Source organism: Mesorhizobium sp. B2-5-13 (assembly GCF_006440535.1).
Classification (GTDB): Bacteria; Pseudomonadota; Alphaproteobacteria; order Rhizobiales; family Rhizobiaceae; genus Mesorhizobium; species Mesorhizobium salmacidum.
Genome location: NZ_VFUI01000006.1, coordinates 255,790 through 274,983, shown reverse-complemented (window position 1 = coordinate 274,983; position 19,194 = coordinate 255,790). Strand labels below are relative to the sequence as shown.

General features: G+C 63.6%; 14 protein-coding genes. 4 read left to right on the top strand and 10 right to left on the bottom strand.

The genetic code is table 11. From position 1 onward, the window contains the following. The first annotated feature begins 1 nt into the window (after nt 1). Complete coding sequence (locus tag FJ434_RS13395) at nt 2–550, top strand: gluconokinase (protein WP_140717668.1); 549 nt, start codon at nt 2–4, stop codon at nt 548–550. Here FJ434_RS13395 and FJ434_RS13390 read toward each other — a convergent pair. The 3 genes from FJ434_RS13390 to FJ434_RS13380 all read right to left on the bottom strand — a co-directional run bounded on the left by FJ434_RS13390 (nt 545) and on the right by FJ434_RS13380 (nt 3,394). Further along, entirely contained in the window at nt 545–1,696 is a 1,152-nt protein-coding gene (locus FJ434_RS13390) for a hypothetical protein (RefSeq protein WP_140747636.1), read from the bottom strand. The two genes, FJ434_RS13395 and FJ434_RS13390, sit on opposite strands and share 6 nt — an antisense overlap. A gap of 9 nt (nt 1,697–1,705) precedes the next feature. Continuing rightward, nucleotides 1,706–2,155: an Rrf2 family transcriptional regulator gene (locus FJ434_RS13385; RefSeq protein ID WP_140502327.1), complete on the bottom strand. Its 450-nt coding sequence runs from the start codon at nt 2,153–2,155 to the stop codon at nt 1,706–1,708. A 252-nt stretch (nt 2,156–2,407) separates the two neighbouring features. After that, complete coding sequence (locus tag FJ434_RS13380) at nt 2,408–3,394, bottom strand: sulfate ABC transporter substrate-binding protein (protein WP_140502328.1); 987 nt, start codon at nt 3,392–3,394, stop codon at nt 2,408–2,410. Between the two features lie 244 nt (nt 3,395–3,638). Between FJ434_RS13380 and FJ434_RS13375 the strand changes: the two genes are divergently transcribed. Continuing rightward, the gene (locus FJ434_RS13375; protein ID WP_140747633.1) at nt 3,639–3,920 is read left to right on the top strand and encodes a DUF1778 domain-containing protein; all 282 of its coding nucleotides are present in this window, start codon (nt 3,639–3,641) and stop codon (nt 3,918–3,920) included. Beyond that, nucleotides 3,920–4,399 (top strand): GNAT family N-acetyltransferase, encoded by a 480-nt coding sequence (locus FJ434_RS13370; protein ID WP_140747630.1) that lies wholly within the window; start codon nt 3,920–3,922, stop codon nt 4,397–4,399. The genes FJ434_RS13375 and FJ434_RS13370 overlap by 1 nt, the downstream gene beginning before the upstream one ends. A 57-nt stretch (nt 4,400–4,456) precedes the next feature. Here FJ434_RS13370 and FJ434_RS13365 read toward each other — a convergent pair whose 3' ends face one another. From FJ434_RS13365 to FJ434_RS13335, 7 genes are all read right to left on the bottom strand, one after another. Further along, nucleotides 4,457–5,497 carry a sulfate/molybdate ABC transporter ATP-binding protein gene (locus FJ434_RS13365; RefSeq protein WP_027141566.1) on the bottom strand — a complete coding sequence of 347 codons (1,041 nt, stop codon included), beginning with the start codon at nt 5,495–5,497 and terminating at the stop codon, nt 4,457–4,459. Between the two features lie 12 nt (nt 5,498–5,509). Continuing rightward, the gene (cysW, locus tag FJ434_RS13360; RefSeq protein ID WP_140502329.1) at nt 5,510–6,394 is read right to left on the bottom strand and encodes a sulfate ABC transporter permease subunit CysW; all 885 of its coding nucleotides are present in this window, start codon (nt 6,392–6,394) and stop codon (nt 5,510–5,512) included. Further along, a complete protein-coding gene (gene cysT / locus FJ434_RS13355; RefSeq protein WP_027141568.1) occupies nt 6,387–7,238 on the bottom strand; it encodes a sulfate ABC transporter permease subunit CysT in 852 nt (283 codons plus the stop codon). The genes cysW and cysT overlap by 8 nt, the downstream gene beginning before the upstream one ends. 22 nt (nt 7,239–7,260) lie before the next feature. Beyond that, nucleotides 7,261–8,289 (bottom strand): sulfate ABC transporter substrate-binding protein, encoded by a 1,029-nt coding sequence (locus FJ434_RS13350; RefSeq protein WP_027141569.1) that lies wholly within the window; start codon nt 8,287–8,289, stop codon nt 7,261–7,263. Nucleotides 8,290–8,503: 214 nt separating this feature from the next. Continuing rightward, the gene (locus FJ434_RS13345; RefSeq protein ID WP_246678282.1) at nt 8,504–9,181 is read right to left on the bottom strand and encodes a M15 family metallopeptidase; all 678 of its coding nucleotides are present in this window, start codon (nt 9,179–9,181) and stop codon (nt 8,504–8,506) included. Between the two features lie 124 nt (nt 9,182–9,305). Further along, nucleotides 9,306–11,396, bottom strand: a complete 2,091-nt coding sequence (pbpC, locus tag FJ434_RS13340; protein WP_246672946.1) for a penicillin-binding protein 1C — start codon at nt 11,394–11,396, stop codon at nt 9,306–9,308. Nucleotides 11,397–11,504: 108 nt separating this feature from the next. Further along, nucleotides 11,505–16,985 (bottom strand): alpha-2-macroglobulin family protein, encoded by a 5,481-nt coding sequence (locus FJ434_RS13335; protein ID WP_140747624.1) that lies wholly within the window; start codon nt 16,983–16,985, stop codon nt 11,505–11,507. Nucleotides 16,986–17,265: 280 nt separating this feature from the next. On the opposite strand from FJ434_RS13335, the gene FJ434_RS13330 reads away from it, so the two are divergent. Then, nucleotides 17,266–19,194, top strand: coding sequence for an autotransporter assembly complex family protein (locus FJ434_RS13330; RefSeq protein WP_140747621.1), 1,929 nt, complete (start codon nt 17,266–17,268; stop codon nt 19,192–19,194).

Genomic DNA, 19,194 nt, shown 5'->3' with positions numbered 1-19,194 from the left:
GGTGGACGAAAACGCAGTGCAGGCGCCGACGGGCGCTTCCGGTTTGGCGCCTTCGGCCATCGTGGTGATGGGCGTCGCCGGCTGCGGCAAGTCAGCCGTCGGTATCGCGCTGGCCGACGCGCTGGGGGCCGTCTTCATCGAGGGCGACAGGCTGCATCCGCCCGAAAACGTTGCCCGCATGGCGCGGGGCGAACCGCTCACCGACCAGCTGCGCGAAGGCTGGCTCGACGCGATCGGCGAGCGCATCGCGGCGTCGATCGCCAAGGGACAGGGCGTGGTTGCAGCCTGCTCAGCGCTGAAGCGCGGCTATCGCGAGCGTCTGCGCGGTTTTTGCCAGGACATCACTTTCCTTTACCTGGAGATCGACCAGGCGACGGCAAGGCAGCGGGTCGCCGGCCGCAAGGGCCATTTCATGCCGGCAAGCCTGGTCGACAGCCAGTTCGCAATTCTCGAGCCGCCAGGTGCCGATGAGCGGGCATTGACGCTCGACGCGACGCGGCCGGTCGACGAACTCGTCGGCCAGGCAATGCGCTCGATGCGCCGGTCATGAGCCTTCTTCTTCGCTGAAGCCGATCCTGTCCTGAGCTTCTGTCAACCGTTCATGGCGCGACCAGGACATCACCTGCTCGGGGCACTGCTTCAGTGCCTTCAGCAGGCAGTCGCGTTTCAGCAGGATATAGTGTGCCTGCAGGGCCATGTTCTTGGCTCCGTCCCTGGTGGTGTCCACTGCCGGGAGTGCCGATGCCGCCGGCATCAGTTCCGGGCTCAAGACGGCCCGGTATTCCCGGAAGGGCACCACCTCGAAAGTCGACATGGCAAACAGGGCCGTCTTGCCTCGCGCGGCGAAATTCGCCGGCGCCGAGGCAAGGTGTGTCCAGCCGCTTTCGCCCAGGGCGGTTTCGGTGAAGGTCGAGCCGGCGTGGATGGTGTTGGTCATCAGCACGACGCCGTTCCGTTTCAGCATCTTTTGAATGTGGATGGTGACCTGATAGGCGCCGTCGCGGTCGAAGACGATCCGGCTTTTCAGGAACCGGTTCTCGACATGAACCATTGGCGGGTTGAGGAAGCGCTGGCCGAATGCCGTCTCGGACACGCCATGCGTGTTGACGCTGACCTGATGCGCTTCGATGCCGGCCTCATATATGGCGCGCTTGCCGATTATCGTTTGGGCGGTGAATTGATCGCACCAGAGGATCGCGCCGTGGCCGCGTTGCAAGGCTGCCTGCAAGCCCTCGAGCCCTTCCAGCCGGATCGTCGGCGTCCAGCGGCCGGCGACCAGATGCGCGGCGAGTTGCATGCGGCGGCGATGGCGTGCCGCGAGCAATGCCTCGAACAGCTCGCGTGCATCGATGCCGTCGCCGAGCACCGCGCACGTTGCGGCGGCATAGAAGCGGAAATCCTTGCGCATATGGCGCTTCAGGCGAAATCTCGACGCCCAATCGCAGATCGGCGACCACCAACGAACCGGCAGTGCTGCCGCGACCGCGAGATAAAAGAAAGCAATCAGGCTCTCGCGAAGATCCCTGGTGGAGAAGCGGCGGAGCCTGCCGGGATTAACTACCTTGCGGCTGAAAAAGCGCACGTCCTCGGCATATTCGGGGACAAAGACGTCGGCGATGATCTCGGTGCGAAAGCTGGCTATCGATGGCTGCTTGCGTGCGGCTTTTCGGGATCTCGTAAACCTCGACAGCCTCATCCACCGGCTCTAGATCTGCGATGTCAACTCGACTGGGAAATCGTCATTGTCGGCATCGCGCATGGCGGCGAGGCTACGGTTGTCCAGCACCTCGGCAATCGCCTGGCGCACTTCCAGCATCATGTGCCGGACCTGGCAGGTCGCTTCGTCGCAATCCTCGCAGCGCTGGTACTGCGTGCGGCTGGCGCAAGGTATCGGCGCCAGCGGCCCGTCGAGCACGCGCACGACGTGGCCGATCTTGATCTCGGAAGCGGGGCGCGCGAGACGGTAACCGCCTTCCTTGCCCTTGCGGCTCTGGACGAAGCCGGCGTTGCGCAATTCGCCCAGGATGGCATCGAGGAATTTCTTCGGGATGTTGTTGGCGACGGCGACGTCGTTGACGAAGGCCAGTTGGCCAACCGGAAGATTGGAAAGATGCACGAGGGCCTTGAGGCCGTATTTGCCTTTTTTCGTCAGCATGCCCGAGTCAACCCGTTGAAGCCCCAACCACCCCCGCATCTGGCGGCTGTTTGTGTGCAAATGATGACGGCGTTGCTTCCGCACGCCGCCGTTTCGCGAAACAAAGCCATTGGAAGGCATGTCAGGCACAAACGCGTTGATTCTTTGTAACGTTTTGCACGAAGGGCGCCGGCTTTACCCTATCGGCTGAATAACGAGGAAAGCCGGCCCGGGGCCGGCTTTCCTCGATCTTTCCATCGGGCAGCGGAGACTTTACCGGCTGCCATAAGCTTGGTCGAGCAGGCCGCCGGCGGCGAAATGCTCTTTTTGGACCTTGTCCCAACCGCCGAAGACGTCTTCCACCGTCAGCAGGCGCACGTCCGGAAAATCAGCCTTGTATTTGGCCGCGACAGCCGCGTCGCGTGCGCGCAGGCCATTGTCGGCGGCGATGCCCTGGCCCTCGGGTGTATAGAGGAAGTCGAGGTAGCTCTTGGCCAGATCGCGCGTGCCGTGCTCGTCGGCGACTTTGTCGACGATCGCCACCGGGAATTCCGCCAGAAGGCTGACCGAAGGCGTGACCTGCTCGAATTTGTCGTCGCCGTATTCCTTGCGGATGCCGCGTGTCTCGGATTCGAAGGTGATCAGCACGTCGCCGATCTCGCGCTGCACGAAGGTGGTGGTCGCTGCGCGCCCGCCAGTGTCGAAGATCGGCACGTTGTTGAACAGCTTGGTGATGAATTCCTTCACCTTCGCGTCGTCGCCCTTGAAGGCTTCCTTGGCGTAGGCGGTGGCCGCCAGATAGGTGTAGCGGGCATTGCCAGACGTTTTCGGGTTGGGGAAGATCACCTGCACGTCGTCGCGCACGAGATCGTTCCAGTCCTTGATGTGCTTGGGGTTGCCCGCGCGGACGAGAAACGAAGGCAGCGAATAGAAGGGCGAAGCGTTGTCGGGAAAATCCTTCTGCCAGTCGGCCGAGACGAGGCCCTTCTTGACCAGGAAGTCGACGTCGGTGACCTGGTTGAAGGTGACGACATCGGCACCGAGGCCTTCGGCGATGGCGCGCGCCTGCGCGGAAGTGCCGGCATGCGACTGGTCGATGCTCACACCCGGGTGCTTGGCGATAAAGGCCTTGTTGACCTGCACGAAGAGTTCGCGGCCGACGTCATAGGAGGCGTTCAGCAGCTTGTCGGCCGACCAGGCTTGGGGAGATGCGAGGAGGAGGCCGGCGGCGGCGGCAACGCCGATAAAAAATCGCTTCATGAAATGGCTCCGGGTGTCATGCTCTATTACTGGACCATAGCCGGGGCGCAGAGGAGCGGCGAGGCATAGATTCAGGGCTTGGCGATTGTTGCTAGAAAACCGTTTCCCACACGCGCACATCGTAGTTTTTTCTTTCAAGCGGAGTCATCTTTTTGGGGCCGGTCCTCTTCAGTCTCTTCCGAGAGGCGACAAATGGATACACATTGTGTATGCCCTATGTTATGATGTTCGAAAGGAGTCTTCCATGGCGAAAGCCGCACCCGAAACCCGCGCCAAGCCCGTCAATCTGCGCATCCGAGAGGACATACGTATACTGATTGACCGTGCCGCAAAGATACGCGGGAAGACCCGTTCCGACTTCATGATCGATGCCGCTTATCGTGCGGCCGAGGATACGCTGCTCGACCAAACATTGATCAAGGTGGATCCGGAGAGTTACCGGCATTATCTCGACATCCTAGATGAACCGCCAAGCGGGGAAGGCTTTGCACGCCTTATGGACGTGCCCAGGCCTTGGCGGGACTGATGCCATCGGCGCCCACGCCGCTGGCGGAACACCACGATCTCGAATTTTTCCAAAGCGAAACAGAAAGCCTCGATCAATGGCTTCGCCGTCGAGCACGGGCCAACCAGGTCAGTGGCGCATCGCGGACCTACGTGGTGGCGGAAGGCACACGCGTTGTCGGCTACTATTGCTTGTCTTCGGGCGGGCTTGATCTGGCGGTAGCGCCTGGCATCATTCGCCGCAACATGCCAGATCCCATTCCAATGGTCGTGCTCGGACGTCTCGCGGTGGATGCAAGCTGGCAAGGGAAGGGGCTGGGTGCTGCGCTTCTGCAAGACGCCGTCCTGCGCGCCGCTCGAGCCGCGACGATCCTGGGGATTCGCGGAGTTTTTGTTCATGCCATATCGGATGAAGCGAAAGCCTTTTACGAGCACTACGGCTTTGCGGCTTCCCCGAAAAATCCCATGACCTTGTCGTTGAAAGGCCAGATGAAAGGGTAAGCGAGCGCTACCAGACCAGGATATTCGCTGGTGACGAGATTCACAGTGGTCCGATCGCTAAGCAGCCGGGAACAGTTTCCAGCGCCCCGGCCGGAAGGCCACCCGGCTCTTCTGTGCCGCCGGATGATCGACCGGCAGTTCGATCTCGACCCGCTGGCGTTCGCCACCGATTTCGAGCTCGACGCGCCGTGTGCCGGCAACGCGGCGGCTGGCGGCCACGGTGCCGGCGATGCAGCCGCTGCAGCCGTCCAGCAGTTCGACATCATGCGGGCGAAAATACAGCATCGCATCGCCCTGGGGCGCGTGCGGCGCCGACAATCCGATCGGACGGTCGGCGAGCCAGATCTCGCCATTCTCGATCTTCACCGGAAGCGAACTCGATTCACCAATGAAGCCGTAGACGAAGGGCGAGTTCGGCGTGTCGTAGATGTCGTCGGCGGTGCCGACCTGCTCGACGCGGCCCTGGCTCATCACCACGACGCGGTCGGCAAGCTCCAGCGCCTCTTCCTGATCGTGGGTGACGAAGACGGTGGTGTGGCCGGTAGCGTCATGGATTTCGCGCAGCCAGCGGCGCAGTTCCCGGCGCACCTGCGCGTCGAGCGCGCCGAACGGCTCGTCGAGCAGCAGCACCTTGGGTTCGATGGCCATGGCACGGGCGAGCGCCACGCGCTGGCGCTGGCCGCCCGAAAGTTGCGCCGGATAGCGTTTTTCCAGACCCGACAGCTGGACGAGATCGAGAAGCTCGGAGGCGCGGCGGCGGATTTCGGCCGCGGGCGGCCGCGTCGGCCCGTGCCGCACCTTGAGGCCGAAGCCGATATTGTCGGCCACCGTCATGTGCCGGAACAGCGCGTAGTGCTGGAAGACGAAGCCGACATTGCGTTCCTGGATCGACTTTTGCGAAGCGTCCTCGTCGCCAAAGAAAATTTTTCCACGTGTCGGGCGCTCCAACCCGGCGATCAGCCTGAGCAAGGTCGTCTTGCCAGAGCCGGACGGTCCGAGCAACGCAATCAGTTCGCCCGACTTGATGTCGAGCGACACGTCGTGGAGCGCTGGAAACCGCTCGAATTCCTTGCGCACGTTGGCAACGCGAACTTCCATGCAATGAACCTTCTAATGTCCGCGCGTCGCGGCGAGTTCGGCGCCGTAGCGCATCTCGAGCAGAGTTTTCAAGATCAGCGTGACGAGCGCCAGCCCGGCAAGCAATGAGGCGACGGCGAAGGCGCCGACGGCATTGTACTCGTTGTAGAGGATTTCGACATGCAGCGGCATGGTGTTGGTCAGGCCGCGTATGTGGCCCGACACCACGGAAACCGCGCCGAACTCGCCCATAGCGCGCGCGTTGCACAGAAGCACGCCGTAGAGCAGGCCCCATTTGACATTGGGCAAGGTCACATACCAGAACGTCTGCCAGCCATTGGCCCCTAGCGAAAGAGCCGCTTCCTCGTCGCCATTGCCCTGTTCCTGCATCAGCGGGATCAGTTCGCGGGCGACGAAGGGGAAGGTGACGAAGACGGTGGCCAGCACAATGCCCGGCACGGCGAACAAGATCTGGATGCCATGTGCCTTCAACCACTCGCCGAGCAGCCCCTGGGCGCCGAACAGAAGCACGTAGACCAGACCCGAAATGACGGGGGAGACCGAGAAGGGCAGATCGATCAACGTGGTCAGGAAGGCCTTGCCCTTGAACTCGAACTTGGCGATCGCCCAGGCGGCCGAGATACCGAAGACGATGTTGAGCGGTACCGAGATCGCCGCCACCAGCAAGGTCAGGCGGATCGCCGAACGTGTGTCCGCATCGCTCAGCGATTCCAGGTAGGTGCCAACGCCCTTGGCGAAGGCTTCCTTGAAAACGATGATCAGCGGCAGCAACAGGAAGACGGCGAGAAAGACGAAGACGATGGTCATCAGCACGGCCCGTGCCGGCCGGCTTTCGGTCACTGCCGCCGAGCGGCTTTCATGGAACGGTTCGTAGGATTTGATCTCGGGTTCAGCCATAGCGTTTGCGGCTCCATGTCTGCACCAGATTGACGATCAACAGCATGATGAACGACAACGCCAGCATGATTGCCGCGATCGCGGTCGCCGCCGGGTAATTGTATTCCTCGAGCCGGATGACGATCAAAAGCGGCGCGATCTCGGATTTGTAGGGCAAATTGCCGGCGATGAAGATGACCGAGCCGTATTCGCCGACGCCGCGCGCGAAGGCCAGCGAGAAGCCGGTGATGATGGCCGGCGCCAGGCCCGGAAAGAGCACCCGGGTGATGATCTGAAAGCGGCTGGCGCCGAGCGTGGCGGCGGCTTCCTCCACTTCCTTGTCGATCTCTTCCATGATCGGCTGCACGGTGCGCACGACGAAGGGCAGGCCGATGAAGATCAACGCGATGACGATGCCCAGCGGCGTGTAGGCGACCTTGATGCCGAGCGGCATCAGCAGCTTGCCGATCCAGCCATTCGGCGCGTAGAGCGTGGTCAGCGCGATGCCGGCCACTGCCGTCGGCAGCGCGAATGGCAGGTCGACCATGGCATCGACGATGCGGCGGCCGGGAAAACGATAGCGCACCAGCACCCAGGCGACGAGCGTGCCGAAAACGACATTGACGACAGCCGCGATGAAGGCGGTGCCGAAGCTGATTTCAAGTGCGTTGAGCGTGCGGCGATCGGTGGCGATGGCCCAGAAATCGGCCCAGCCGAGAGCGGCCGAACGCCAGATCAGCCCGGACAGCGGGATGAGGATGATGAGGGTGAGGTAGGCAAGCGAGAAGCCGAGCGTCAATCCGAAACCCGGAATGACGCTCGGCTGTCTGAACCGCCACCCCGCCTGCGCGGGTGCTGTGGTCATGTCGTCCCGATCTAGGTTTAGCTCACTGGGCCGGTTTGTAGATCTGGTCGAATATACCACCGTCGCCGAAATGATAAGGCTGTGCCTTCTTCCAGCCACCGAAAAGCGGGTCGTCGATGGTGATCAGCTTGATAGGCGGCAGCTTGGCGAGATCCTCGGGCGGAACCAGATCGGGCTTGGACGGCCGGTAGTGGTTCTTGGCGATGATGGTCTGGCCTTCCTTGGAATAGAGGTAGCTCAGATAGGCCTCGGCCACCTTGCGCGTGCCCTTGGCGTCGACATTGGCGTCGACCACAGCCACCGGCGGCTCGGCCAGGATCGAGGTCGGCGGATAGACGATGTCGAAATTGTCGGCGCCAAACTCGTCGAGCGCCAGATAGGCATCGTTTTCCCAGGCGATCAGCACGTCGCCCAGGCCTTTTTGCGCGAAGGTCACGGTCGAGCCACGCGCGCCGGTGTCGAGCACGGGAGCATTGGCGTAGAGCTTGCCGACGAATTCCTTGGTCTTGGCTTCGTCGCCGCCATCATTGGCGTTGGCATAGGCCCAGGCCGCGAGATAGTTCCAGCGCGCGCCGCCCGAGGTCTTGGGGTTGGGCGTGATCACCTGCGTGCCGTCCTTGATCAGGTCGTTCCAGTCGTGGATGCCTTTGGGATTGCCCTTGCGGACAAGGAAGATGATCGTCGAGGTGTAAGGCGCTGAATTGTTTTCGAATTTGGTGCGCCAGTCGGGATTGATCTTCTTTGACTTGGAGACGATGGCGTTGATGTCGCCTTCGAGCGCCAGCGTCACCACATCGGCGTCCAGGCCGTCGATCACGGCGCGGGCCTGGGCGCCCGATCCGCCATGTGACTGCTGGATTGTCACCGTCTCGCCGGTCTCGGTCTTCCAATGCGCGGCGAAGGCCTCGTCATAGGCCTTATAAAGCTCGCGCGTCGGATCGTAGGACACGTTGAGAATGGTGGTGTCGGCAAACGCAAAACCGAGCGTGCCGAACTGGACCGATGTGGCGACCAGTGCGCCGAGCAGTTTCCGGAAATGAGGTTTGGTCATTTCTGCCTCCATTGAACCCGTGCCAAATCTACCGAATTGATAGAAATAAGATGCATTCAATGTTTGCCTTTTTTGCCTTCCTGAAGAAAATCTTCGGCGATCTGTTGCGGCATTGGGAAAATATTTTCCTTGCAGCTGCTCCGCACCCGGAGCCGGTCCGCCATCCGGCCTATCTAGGGATGCACGGCTGCCGGGCAAGTCTGCGTTGGGCAGCTTACTCGGCGGTCACAGGGAAATCGAAGCGCTGCTTGGGAAACGGCTCGTGGGCGAGCGCAAAATGCCACCATTCGCGGGCGTAGTTCTTGAACCCGCCAGTACGCATGGCATCGACGAGCAGCTTGCGGTTTGCCGCTGCTTCGGTGCCGAGCGGGCGATGCGCGGTCTCGCTCATCGTGTCGAAACAATCGAAGCCGGCGCCGAAATCGAGGGTGTTGGCATCGACAGCGCCGCAGGCCGGTTTCGGCACGGACGGACTGTCGGCAGGCGCGATAGCGATATCGACGGTTGAGCCGCGCGAATGTGCCGACCGCCGGGCGACGTAGCCCTCAGTGATGAGGTCGCTGCGCTTGACCTTCGGATACCACTGCGGGTCCGGCGGTCCACCCGCGGTCGTCCAATCGCCCATGTCGGCCACCGCGCGGGCAGGACGGTAGCAGTCGAACACGACCAGCGTCGTGCCCCTGGCGATCATCGCCTTCTGAACGCTGGAGAGTGCCTTCGCCGCCTCCTCGGTGAGGATGCAGACAGGTGCGTTGTAGCCGTTCACCTTGCGGTGCAGGAAATTGTTGGAGCTGGCGTAGCGAATGTCCTGGCGGATGGATGGGGCGATATCGGAGAGGCGGACGAAGCCGGCAGGGAGGGGATCGGCGAAGGCAGAGAAAGGGATTGTCACAACGAACGCTGCCGCAGCTAACGCTATCGACAATCGAGGATTGCGCGAGGCACCAGGCATCAGGCGAGCTATCCTTCTATCCCCGGTCTCAAAAAAGCCAATGCGCTGAATCCCTTGACGCACTCTACTCAACGAACACTTTCACACTCGCCGCTCGTCCGGCCGCATCGATGACGGTCAGCGTCGAGTAACCCGCGCCGTCGGGCTGCCATGTCGCGGTGCGGCGGCGGTCGAGGCCGATGAGGGGCTTGCCGTTGGCCAGCCAGCGGAACGGCGCACGGCCACCTTGCAATTTCAGCACCAGCGGCGAGGCGTCGGCCGAATTGGTGGCGAGATCGACGCGGGCGCCGTCCGGCGGGAAAATGATGGTCGGCGCGGGTTCGGTCGGCGTCGCCTGCACTAGGCCATCCGCGCCGGCGCCGAAGCGGGCAAGCGTTACCGGAAGGTCCTCGCGCTTGGGGGTAAAGGCGCCAGGCGGTTTGCCCGGTAGCGGCACGGTCGCCAGCCCCGAGCGGACAAAGCCCTCGAACAGAATCGGAGCGGCCGAGACATAGCCGGAAAGACCCGGCACCGCGCCGGCATCGGGCCGGCCGACCCAGACACCCAGCACATAGCGGCCGTCGAAGCCCACCGACCAGGCGTCACGGTAGCCGTAAGAAGTGCCGGTCTTGTAGGCGATGCCACGCTGCAAAGCGCCTTCGGGTGGCTTCACACCCGAGAGGATGTCGATGATCTGCCAGTTGGCCTGGTCGTTGAGGATGGTGGTGGTCGAACTCACGGCGTTGGCCGGTTCGGTGCCGTCGCGCAGCGAGTGCGTCTTGCCGCCATTGGCGAGCCCTGTGTAGAGCTGGACCAGGTCGCGCAGCGTGACGCCGACGCCGCCGAGGCCGATGGCCAGGCCCGGCGCTTCGTTGACCGGCAAGATCGGGTTGACGCCCGCCTGGCGGAAGCGCGCTGTCAGCCGCGCCGGGCCGACCGCGTCGAGCACGCGGATCGCCGGCACGTTGAGCGACAGTTGCAAAGCCTGGCGGATGCTGACATCGCCCTGGTAGCCCATGTCGAAATTCTTCGGCCTGTAGCCGCTGAAATCGACTGGGCTGTCCTCTATCAGCGTTTCCTGCGCCACCAGTCCCTGCTCGAACGCGAGGCCATAGATGAACGGCTTCAGCGTCGAGCCGGGCGAACGCACGACCTTGGTCATGTCGATCCAGCCGGAACGGCTGGCATCGAAGAAATTGGCCGAGCCGACTTCGCCCAAAATGTCGCCGGTGCGGGCATCGGCCAGCACCATGGCGACGGAGAGACGCGGCCCGAGCTTGGTGGCGGCGTCGCGCGCCACTTGTTCCAGTCCTTGCTGGACGCTTTTGCGGATCGTCAGCTTGAGCGGCTGACCGGGGACGGCCTTGGGAAGCATCGCATAGGAGGCATGCGCGGCAAGCGCCGGCAAGGTGCGCCGCAAGCCTGACACGTCGTCGAGTGCTGCGCGTGCCGCCTCGCGTTCGCCGATCAGGCCTGATGAGGCCATGCGGCTCAGCACACGATCGCGCGCTGCATGGGCGATCTGGAGATTGCGGTCGGGCCGTCGCTTTTCCGGCAATTGGGGAAGGGCGACGAGAAGGGCGGCCTCGGAAACGGTCAGCCGCTTCGGTTCTTTGCCGAAATAGGCGAGCGAAGCGGCGCGCACGCCCTCCAGATTACCGCCATAGGGCGCCAGTGTCAGGTAACGCTCGAGGATCTCGCGCTTCGACAGCCGCCGTTCGATCTGGATGGCGCGCAACATCTGCTTGATCTTGGAGCCGAGGCTGCGGCTCTCGCGCGGCTCGATCAGGCGGGCGAGCTGCATAGACAGGGTCGAGCCGCCAGAGACGATGTGGCCGCTGGTGGCGAACTGGCCGGCTGCGCGGGCCAGCGCCAGCACATCGACGCCCTCATGGCCCCAGAAGCGCTTGTCCTCATAAGTGACCAGCATGTCGACGAATTGCTTGTCGACCTGGTCGAGCCGGGTTTCCAGCCGCCAGTAGCCGTCCGGCGTGGCGAAGGCGCGCAACAGCTGGCTATCGCGGTCCTGGACTTCAGTGGAAACGGTGAGCTTTTCAGGAAGCGGGGGCGGGAAGGCGCGGTCGAGCTCCCAGAGGGTGGCGGTGACGATTGCGATGAACCCGGTCAGGGAGGCTGCCACGATGGCAGTGCGGCGGAGCAACCTTTTGGTGAGCATGGCGCTGCCCCTCATCCGCCTGCCGGCACCTTGTCCCCGTATAGAGACGGGGAGAAGGTAGCTGTGATGAACGCAACCGCCATGTGCATGATCGTTACCATCAGCACCTTACGGTGCCTTGATCTCCATCATGCCGGTGGCGGTGCGGGCCGAATATTGCGGCCGGTACATGTCCTCCACCGTTGCCGCCGGATGGGCGTAGGTGCCCGGCGTCACGGCGCGCACGACATAGGCGAGCGTCAGATTGTGATCGTGGTCGCCGTCGGCCGGGTTGAATGCCGCGACGAAGCGGTCGTCGCGGAATTCCAGATGCGCGGCGTCGGTTTGTGCCAGCCAGGAGAAGTTCGACAGCTGGGCGCTGGAAACCAGGCCTGGATTGTCGATCTCGAAGCCGGCCGGCAACAGGTCGGTGACCAGCAAGCGCGACGGCCAGCTGTTCTGTTCCGTCACCTTGAGCACGACGACATAGCGTTCGTTCTGGGTTGCCTCGGTCACATTGGCTTCGGTGCCGTCGAGCTTGTAGTAGGTGCGGTTGATGGTGAAGCCGTCGCCGCCGGCCGGCAAGGGCTGGATCGGCGACGCCACGGTGGTGACGACGGCCTGCAGCGGGGTCTTGCCGGTGTTGGCGATTTCGAGCGGGCTGTCGACCAGTTCCGAGCCGTTCACCTGGTTTGAATAGCCGCCGGAATGCGGCGCGCCATTGACGGTCAGCGTGATCGAATCATTGCCCTCCTTCAGCGCGCGGGCCGCCAGCAGCATCCAGGAATCGTCCTGGGTGCTGGTCCAGCGGGCTTCGGCGCGTTTCCTGGTGACCAGTTTGATCAGTTCGGGCACGATCGTCGATACCGGCTTCGATTCCGCCGCCAGCGACAGCATCGCCGCGCCGTCACGCAACGCCGAGCCGTAGTCGGAGCGGTACCAGTCGTAGTCGGTGCTCGACTTGGCGAGCTGCAGTGCGGTCTTGAACGTCGCCTCCGAACGCTGCGTGTCGCCATAGAGCGCCAGGCTCGCCGCCAATTGGGCAACGGCCATCGGGCTCGAAAAGGCTTCGAGCTGGGTGTCGGCGTAGTAGCGCAGGTCGCCGATCGAGGCCTTCTTGTTGCGGGCCAGCACATAGAGGGCGTAGGCGATCTCGCTGCCACGGTCCTGTACGCTCTGGTCGTAGCCGAGCGAGTTCTGCAGGTTATTCAGGGCCTGGTTCATCGCAAGAGCCGGCACGTCGTATTTCTGCTCCCGTGCCCTGGTCAGGAACTCGCTGACATAGGCGTCGAGCCACAAATCGCCGGAGCCCGGACCCCACAGGCCGAAGCTGCCGCTCGAGGACTGGTAGCTCAGGACCTTGTAGATCGCATCCTGGATGCGGCCGTGCAGGTCAGGGTCGCTTTCCATGCCGATGCCCGATGCCATCTCGTTGACGTAGAGAAGCGGCATGGCGCGGCTGGTGGTCTGCTCGGCGCAACCATAGGGGTAGCGATCGAGCGTCATCAGCAGCGACGGCACGTCGAAGGCCGCCGCCTGCGAAACGCCGACGCTGACCGAAGCGCCCTCGAGCAGGCTTGCGGCCAGCAATTCCTTGTCGACGCGCAACGCGCCGCCGTTGCCCTTGAGATCGACCACAAGGCGCGTGGTGACCGGCAACTGGGCCGGGCGCACCGGCACATGGAGCGTCTGCTCGACCTTGGTGCCGTCGGCGTGTGCCAGCTTGATGGTGAGCGAGGCATTGCCCGCCGTCTTTGCGATCAGCGGCACCGTCAAGGTCTGGCGCTTGCCCTGGGCGAGCGTCAGCTTCTGGGGCAGAGGCTTGTCGCCTGTCGATAGGTCGCCCGTCGTATCGATCGACAGCGCATAGTCGCCGGCGGGGCCGTCCGTGTCGGCTACGTCGAGCCGCATGACGGCATTGTCGCCAGGCGCCAGGAAGCGCGGCAGGCCGGCGGTGATCACTACGGGATCACGTACGATCACGTCCAACTGGGCATGACCGACCGCCTCCTTGGTCCAGGCGACGGCCATGACGCGCACGGTGCCGTTGAACTGCGGAATGTCGAAGTCGATCCGTGCCTTGCCATCGGCATCGAGCTGGACCGGGCCGGAGAAGAAGGCGACCAGCTTTTCGGTGGGCGGGCTGCCTTGCGCCTGCATGTTGGCGCCGTCGCCACCGGTCCTGAGCTTGCCGGTGGTGCCCAGCGAGCCATCGATCAGGCGGCCGTAGATGTCGCGGATCTCCATGCCCAGCATGCGCTGGCCGAAGAACCAGGTCTCCGGATCCGGCGCCTTGTAGTTGGTCAAATTGAGGATGCCGACATCGACGGCGGCAACCATGACATAGGCGTTGGTGCCCGGCTGCACGCCGGCCACGGAAACCGGGATCGACAGCTGCTGGCGCGGCACGGTCTTGTCAGGCGGCGTGAGCGTGAGGGCGAGCTTCTTGGCGCCCGGATCGACCGTCAGCCATTTCACGCCGATGGCGCGGGCGGGCATGCGGGTTTCCTGCGCATCGCCCGGCCGGAACAGGGTTGCCGTGACATAGGCGCCGGCGCCCCAGTCGTCACCGACCGGGATGTCGACGGTGCTGCCGCCGGCCGGCACGGTCGCCGTGATGGTCTTCAGCAGCTTGTCGGAGCCGATGTTGATCAGAAGTTCGCCGGCAAAATGCGGCGAGATTTTCAGCTTGGCCACTTCGCCGGCGGTATAATTGTCCTTGTCCAGGGCAATCTCCAGGCCGTCGGGCGTTTCTGTGGTGGTCGAGGCGACATACCAGCCGGCGTCGAACTCATAGCTGGTGGCGGGCCCCTCCGGCTCCGATGTCTCGACCTCGAGCCTGTACTGGCCCCAATCGACCGGTACGGAAACGGTTGCGTCGCCATCGGCGGCGAGGTCGAGCTGACCGTTGGCGATCGACTTGGTCAAGGTCACCGGCTCGTAGTTCCAGGAGTTGTTGGAGCGATACCACTGGTAGTTGCGTTCGACCTTGACCAGCGTCCACTGCGCGCCTTTCAGCGTCTCGCGCTTGCCGTCGGGATCGACGGCGATCAGGCTGAACTTGGCGGTGCCGCCTTGTGGCACTTCACCGTCGGCGAAGTCCGGACGGATGCCGATCATATGGCCTTGCGGGCGGATGCCGATGTTGAGCGAGCGCTCGATGGCGCGGCCGCCGGTTTCGCGCATGCGCACCGTCACCTTGCCGTCGACCAGCTTGGTGGTCGAGGGCAACTGGTCGACGGTAACAGGGAAGGTCGCCTTGCCGTCATCGCCAACCACCGGCAGATCGGTGAGCGGCGTGACCGTGGGCTCCGCCGACTGCTCGTCGGCGAGGCCGAAGGAAAAGTTGGGGAAGCGGTCCCAGTCGCGCGACGTCGACAGCGTGAGTTCGCCTTCCAGCGCCAGGCCCGCCGCCGGCGCGCCGTAGAGGAAGCGGCCGTCAATGTTGATGTTGGCGGTTTCGCCCCGCGCAATCTCCTGCTTGTCGGCCTTCATGTCGAATTCGATGCGATCCGGCACGAAGTCCTCGACCAGGAACATCTGGCTGGCAACCGCCGGCTGCTTGGGGTCGGTGTAGATCGACACCGACCATGTGCCGCGCATGGCGTTGGGTTCGAGCGGCAGGTCGACGGCGTGGCCGCCGGCCGAGGCGCCGTCGCTGACGATGCGGCGGTCCTCGACGCCATCGGGGCGCGAGAAGATGAAGGTCAGCGGCAGGTTCTCGACCGCCTTGGCCGCACCGTCGCGGGCAAGGGCGGCGACGTGGACGTCCTCGCCGGCACGGTAGATGCCGCGTTCGGTCCAGGCATAGACGTCGAGCGCGCCCGGTGCGGCGCGTCCGGTGACGCCACGGTCGGACAGGTCGAAGCCGGCCTTGGCCATGTCGAGGAAGACGAAATCATTGTCGCCCTGTTTGGCCATCAGCACGGCCGGCACCATGCCGCCGTCACCGCGCGTCAGGCCGGGGTTGAAGACGGCGTGGCCGTTCGCATCGGACGTCGCGGTGCCCAGAACCTCGTTGTTTCGGGCAACCAGCGTCAGTTCGGCACCCGCTATCGGCTTGGCGCTGCCCAGCGAACGGGCAAAGACATTGAGCCCGTCCTGGCCGGTATAGGTCGACAGGCCAATGTCGGAGACGACGAACCATTGCGTGGCCAGCGAACCGTAGTCGTCGCTCTTGTCGTTGACGGGTTGCGCGGTCAGCACATAGACGCCGGGCTTGCGCTGCGGCAGCGCTTCGTCGACCGGGAACGAGGTGGTGACCTCCTTGTTGAGATCGTTAACGATGTCGAGCTGGCCCTGCCAGACCGGCGCGCCCATCTGCTCGGAGATGTTGGAGATGTCATAGCCGTCGAGCTGGTGCAGGAACTGGTAGCCCGACAGAAGCTGCGCCAGCGAACGATCGCCGATGCGGTAGAGCTTCATTTCGGCGGCGTTCATGTTGACGGTGACGATCGGGATGCCGCGGCGCGCGCCGGCCGGCAGCACGAAGCTGTCGCCGGTGAAGCGGGCGGACGGCGCGCGGTCCTGCACATAGATCGACAGCACCACGGGGGCGGCGGTCACTTCGCCGATCGCCGCCGGCAGGCCGGCGCGGAAGGTGACGTCATAGTGCTGGCCGTGTTCGAGCCCTTCGACGCAGATCTGCTTGTCCTTGGCCTCGACGCCCTTGGGCGGCGCGTTGTCAACGGTGACGAACTGCGTGTAGTCGATGCCGGTCTTGACCAGATCCTCGGAGAATTGCGCGCAGATGCGCGGCGCGCTGGTGTCGGCATCGACAGAGTGATCGATGACACGGAACCCCTTGCGGGCCTTCAGATCGGCATAGTCGGCCTGCACCGCGGGCGCGCTTTCCAGCGCAAGGCTGGCCTCATAGGCTTGGAGCGCCGGCCGGTAGAGATCGCGCTTGTCGAGACCATTGCCGAGCAGCGCCAGCACTTCGGCGCGCGTCTTGGTGGTGCGCAGCAGCTTATAGGCGTTGAAGGCGGCCGACGTGCCGTTTGCCGGCAAAGTCGAGGCTTCGGAGGTGCTGGCTGCAGGCTGCACGGCCAGCGTTTCGCGAGCCAGCTTGAGCCAGAGCTGGCCATCGTCAGGCATGACCGAGACCGCGGCCTCGTATTTCTGCATGGCGGCGCGATGGTCGCCGGTCAATACGGCCTGTTCGGCGGCATTGGTCAGTGCCGCCATGCCCTCCGTCGGCTTGTCGAAGGCCGGGCCAAGCAGCTTGTTGCGATATTGCTGGGCCTGGTCGGCCATCCAGTTGGGAAAGAAGCCGAGTTCCGGCGGCGCGCCGATATCGGGATCGCCGTCGATGTTGACGACCTTGCCGGCGATCGCGCCGGTGAAGGATTTTAACTGGTTATAGTCGGATTTGAGAAAGCACCATTTGGCCTTGGTGTTGTAGGTGAAGGCGCGGCAGGCCGGATCGCCGAGACATGTCGTCTTGCACTGGTCGAGCGTGACGTTCTGGTCCGACCTGAGGTCGAAACCGAAATAGTCGGAATTGTCGGTCGTTGCGATTCGCCGGGCCTCGGCCGCTTGCGCGACGCTGCCCCAGGCGAAGAAGAGAAGGACGAGAATCGACAGACCACGAGCCGCGCGCATTGCCATTACACCCTCCAGACAATTGCAGACGTCCGGGCATGATCAAGCTTCAGCCAGGCTTGTCAACGCGCGAACGCGGCAGGTGCCGCCTGCCGACGGTTTATTTTCCGGCCAAGGACCGGTATGCGGACAGTAACCTCCATAGGACAGGGGATCACGCATTCTTGCGGAAACGCAGAAGGTGTGAATTCCAAGCCCGTCCTATTTCAGACAATTGGATTGTGGCCCCTTTACGAGCGCTTCAGAACTTCATTCCAATTTTAGGTTTACGAACTAGGTTATCTTAATGCCGGCGCATGAAGAGCAGATGTCAGGAGGGACCGCGCCAGGGCGCGTGCTTCCGCGCGCCCTGCTTTTGGCCATGATGTGTTCGTCGGCGCTGCTTTGCGAAGCGAGGCACGCGGCCGCGTTCGAGCTTTTCGGCATCAAGCTGTGGGGATCCTCCAGCGACGAGGACGCCGATATTGCCGATCCCCTGCGTTACGCGGTGACCATCTCCGCACCCGATGCCGACAAGGACCTCGTCAAGAAGCTCGAAAACGCCTCGGCGCTGAAAGGCGATGAGGACCGGCCGGTTTCGGGCTCGCTCGGGCTGATGGCCAAGGCGCGCAGCGACCGGGAACAACTGGTCGCCGCACTTTATGCCGATGCCCGCTATGAAGGCGTCGTCACCATCACCATCGACGGCAAGCCGCTCGACGAACTGCCGCCGGACGCCGAATTCAAGGGTCCGCAGCCCATTCCGGTGGTGATCACCATTTCGGCCGGCCCCAAATTCACTCTTGGCAATATCAGGCTGGAGGGCGACGCCGCGGGGCTGATGAGCGCCGACTATGGGCTGATATCTGGCGGCGACGCCGGATCGGGCGCGGTGCTCAAGGCCGAGGCGCTGATCGTGCGGACGCTGAAGGAGCAGGGCAGGCCGCTGGCCAGGGTGACCGACCGGCAGATCGTCGCCGACCATGCCACCTCGACACTCGACGTGACGCTGACGGTCGCAGCCGGGCCGGTCGCCGGCTATGGCGCGACCACCGTGGAAGGCACCGAGAAGATCGACCGCGATTTCACCGAATACATGACCGGGCTGAAGCGTGGCAAGCAGTACTCGCCGCAGGAGATCAGCGACGCGCGCGACAGGCTGCTGGCGCTCGAGGTCTTCAACAGCGTGACGTTCAAGGAAGCCGACAAGCTCGACGCCGAAGGCAACATCCCGATCGACGTCCAGGTCAGCGAGCGCAAGCCGCGCTTCTTCGGGCTCGGCGGCACCTTCTCGAACACCGAGGGGCTTGGCCTGGAGGGGTACTGGGGCCATCGCAACTTGTTTGGCCGTGCCGAAAAGCTGCGCATCGACGGCGCCATCAGCGGCATCGGCAGCAACAATCTGTCCGAACTGAACTACAATGCCGGCATCATGTTCGAGAAACCCGGCGTCATCGGGCCGGCGTCGAAATTCTTCGCCGGCGTGAAGACCGTGCTCGAGCATCCGGACGCATACGACCATTTCTCGGTCAAGGGCAGCACCGGCCTGTCCTACGAACTCGACAAGAGGCAGACCGTATCGGCCGAGGTCGCGCTCGATTATTCGCGCATCCACGACGCTTTCGGCAAGCACACCTACCTGATCGCCAGCATTCCGCTGCAATATGTCTACGACAACAGGGACAACAGGCTGAACCCGACCAGGGGCTTCAGGGTGCTCGCCTATGCCGAGCCGAGCTACGACATATTGAGTGGTGCCGCCTTCCTCAAGCTGAAGGGCGAGGGATCGGCCTATCAGTCGCTGGACACGGCCTCGAAATTCGTGCTGGCCGAGCGTGTCGCCATCGGCTCGATCGTCGGTACCGGGCTGCAGAGCGTCCCGGCCGACCGGCGCTTTTATTCCGGCGGCGGCGGCTCGGTGCGCGGCTATGCCTATCAGGGCATCGGTCCCAAGGATTTCACCGGCCAGCCGATCGGCGGCCTGTCGTTCTTCGAGACCTCGGTGGAGATGCGCATCGCCGTCACCGACACGATCGGCATCGTGCCCTTCGTCGATGCCGGTACGGTGTCGACCAAGTCGGTTCCCAATTTCTCCGACGTCAAGGTCGGTGCCGGCGTCGGCCTGCGCTACGTCACGCCGTTCGGACCGTTGCGCATTGACGCGGCCGTGCCGCTCAACCGTGATCCCGGCGACCCGCATTTCGGCATCTATGCCGGCATTGGCCAGGCGTTCTGA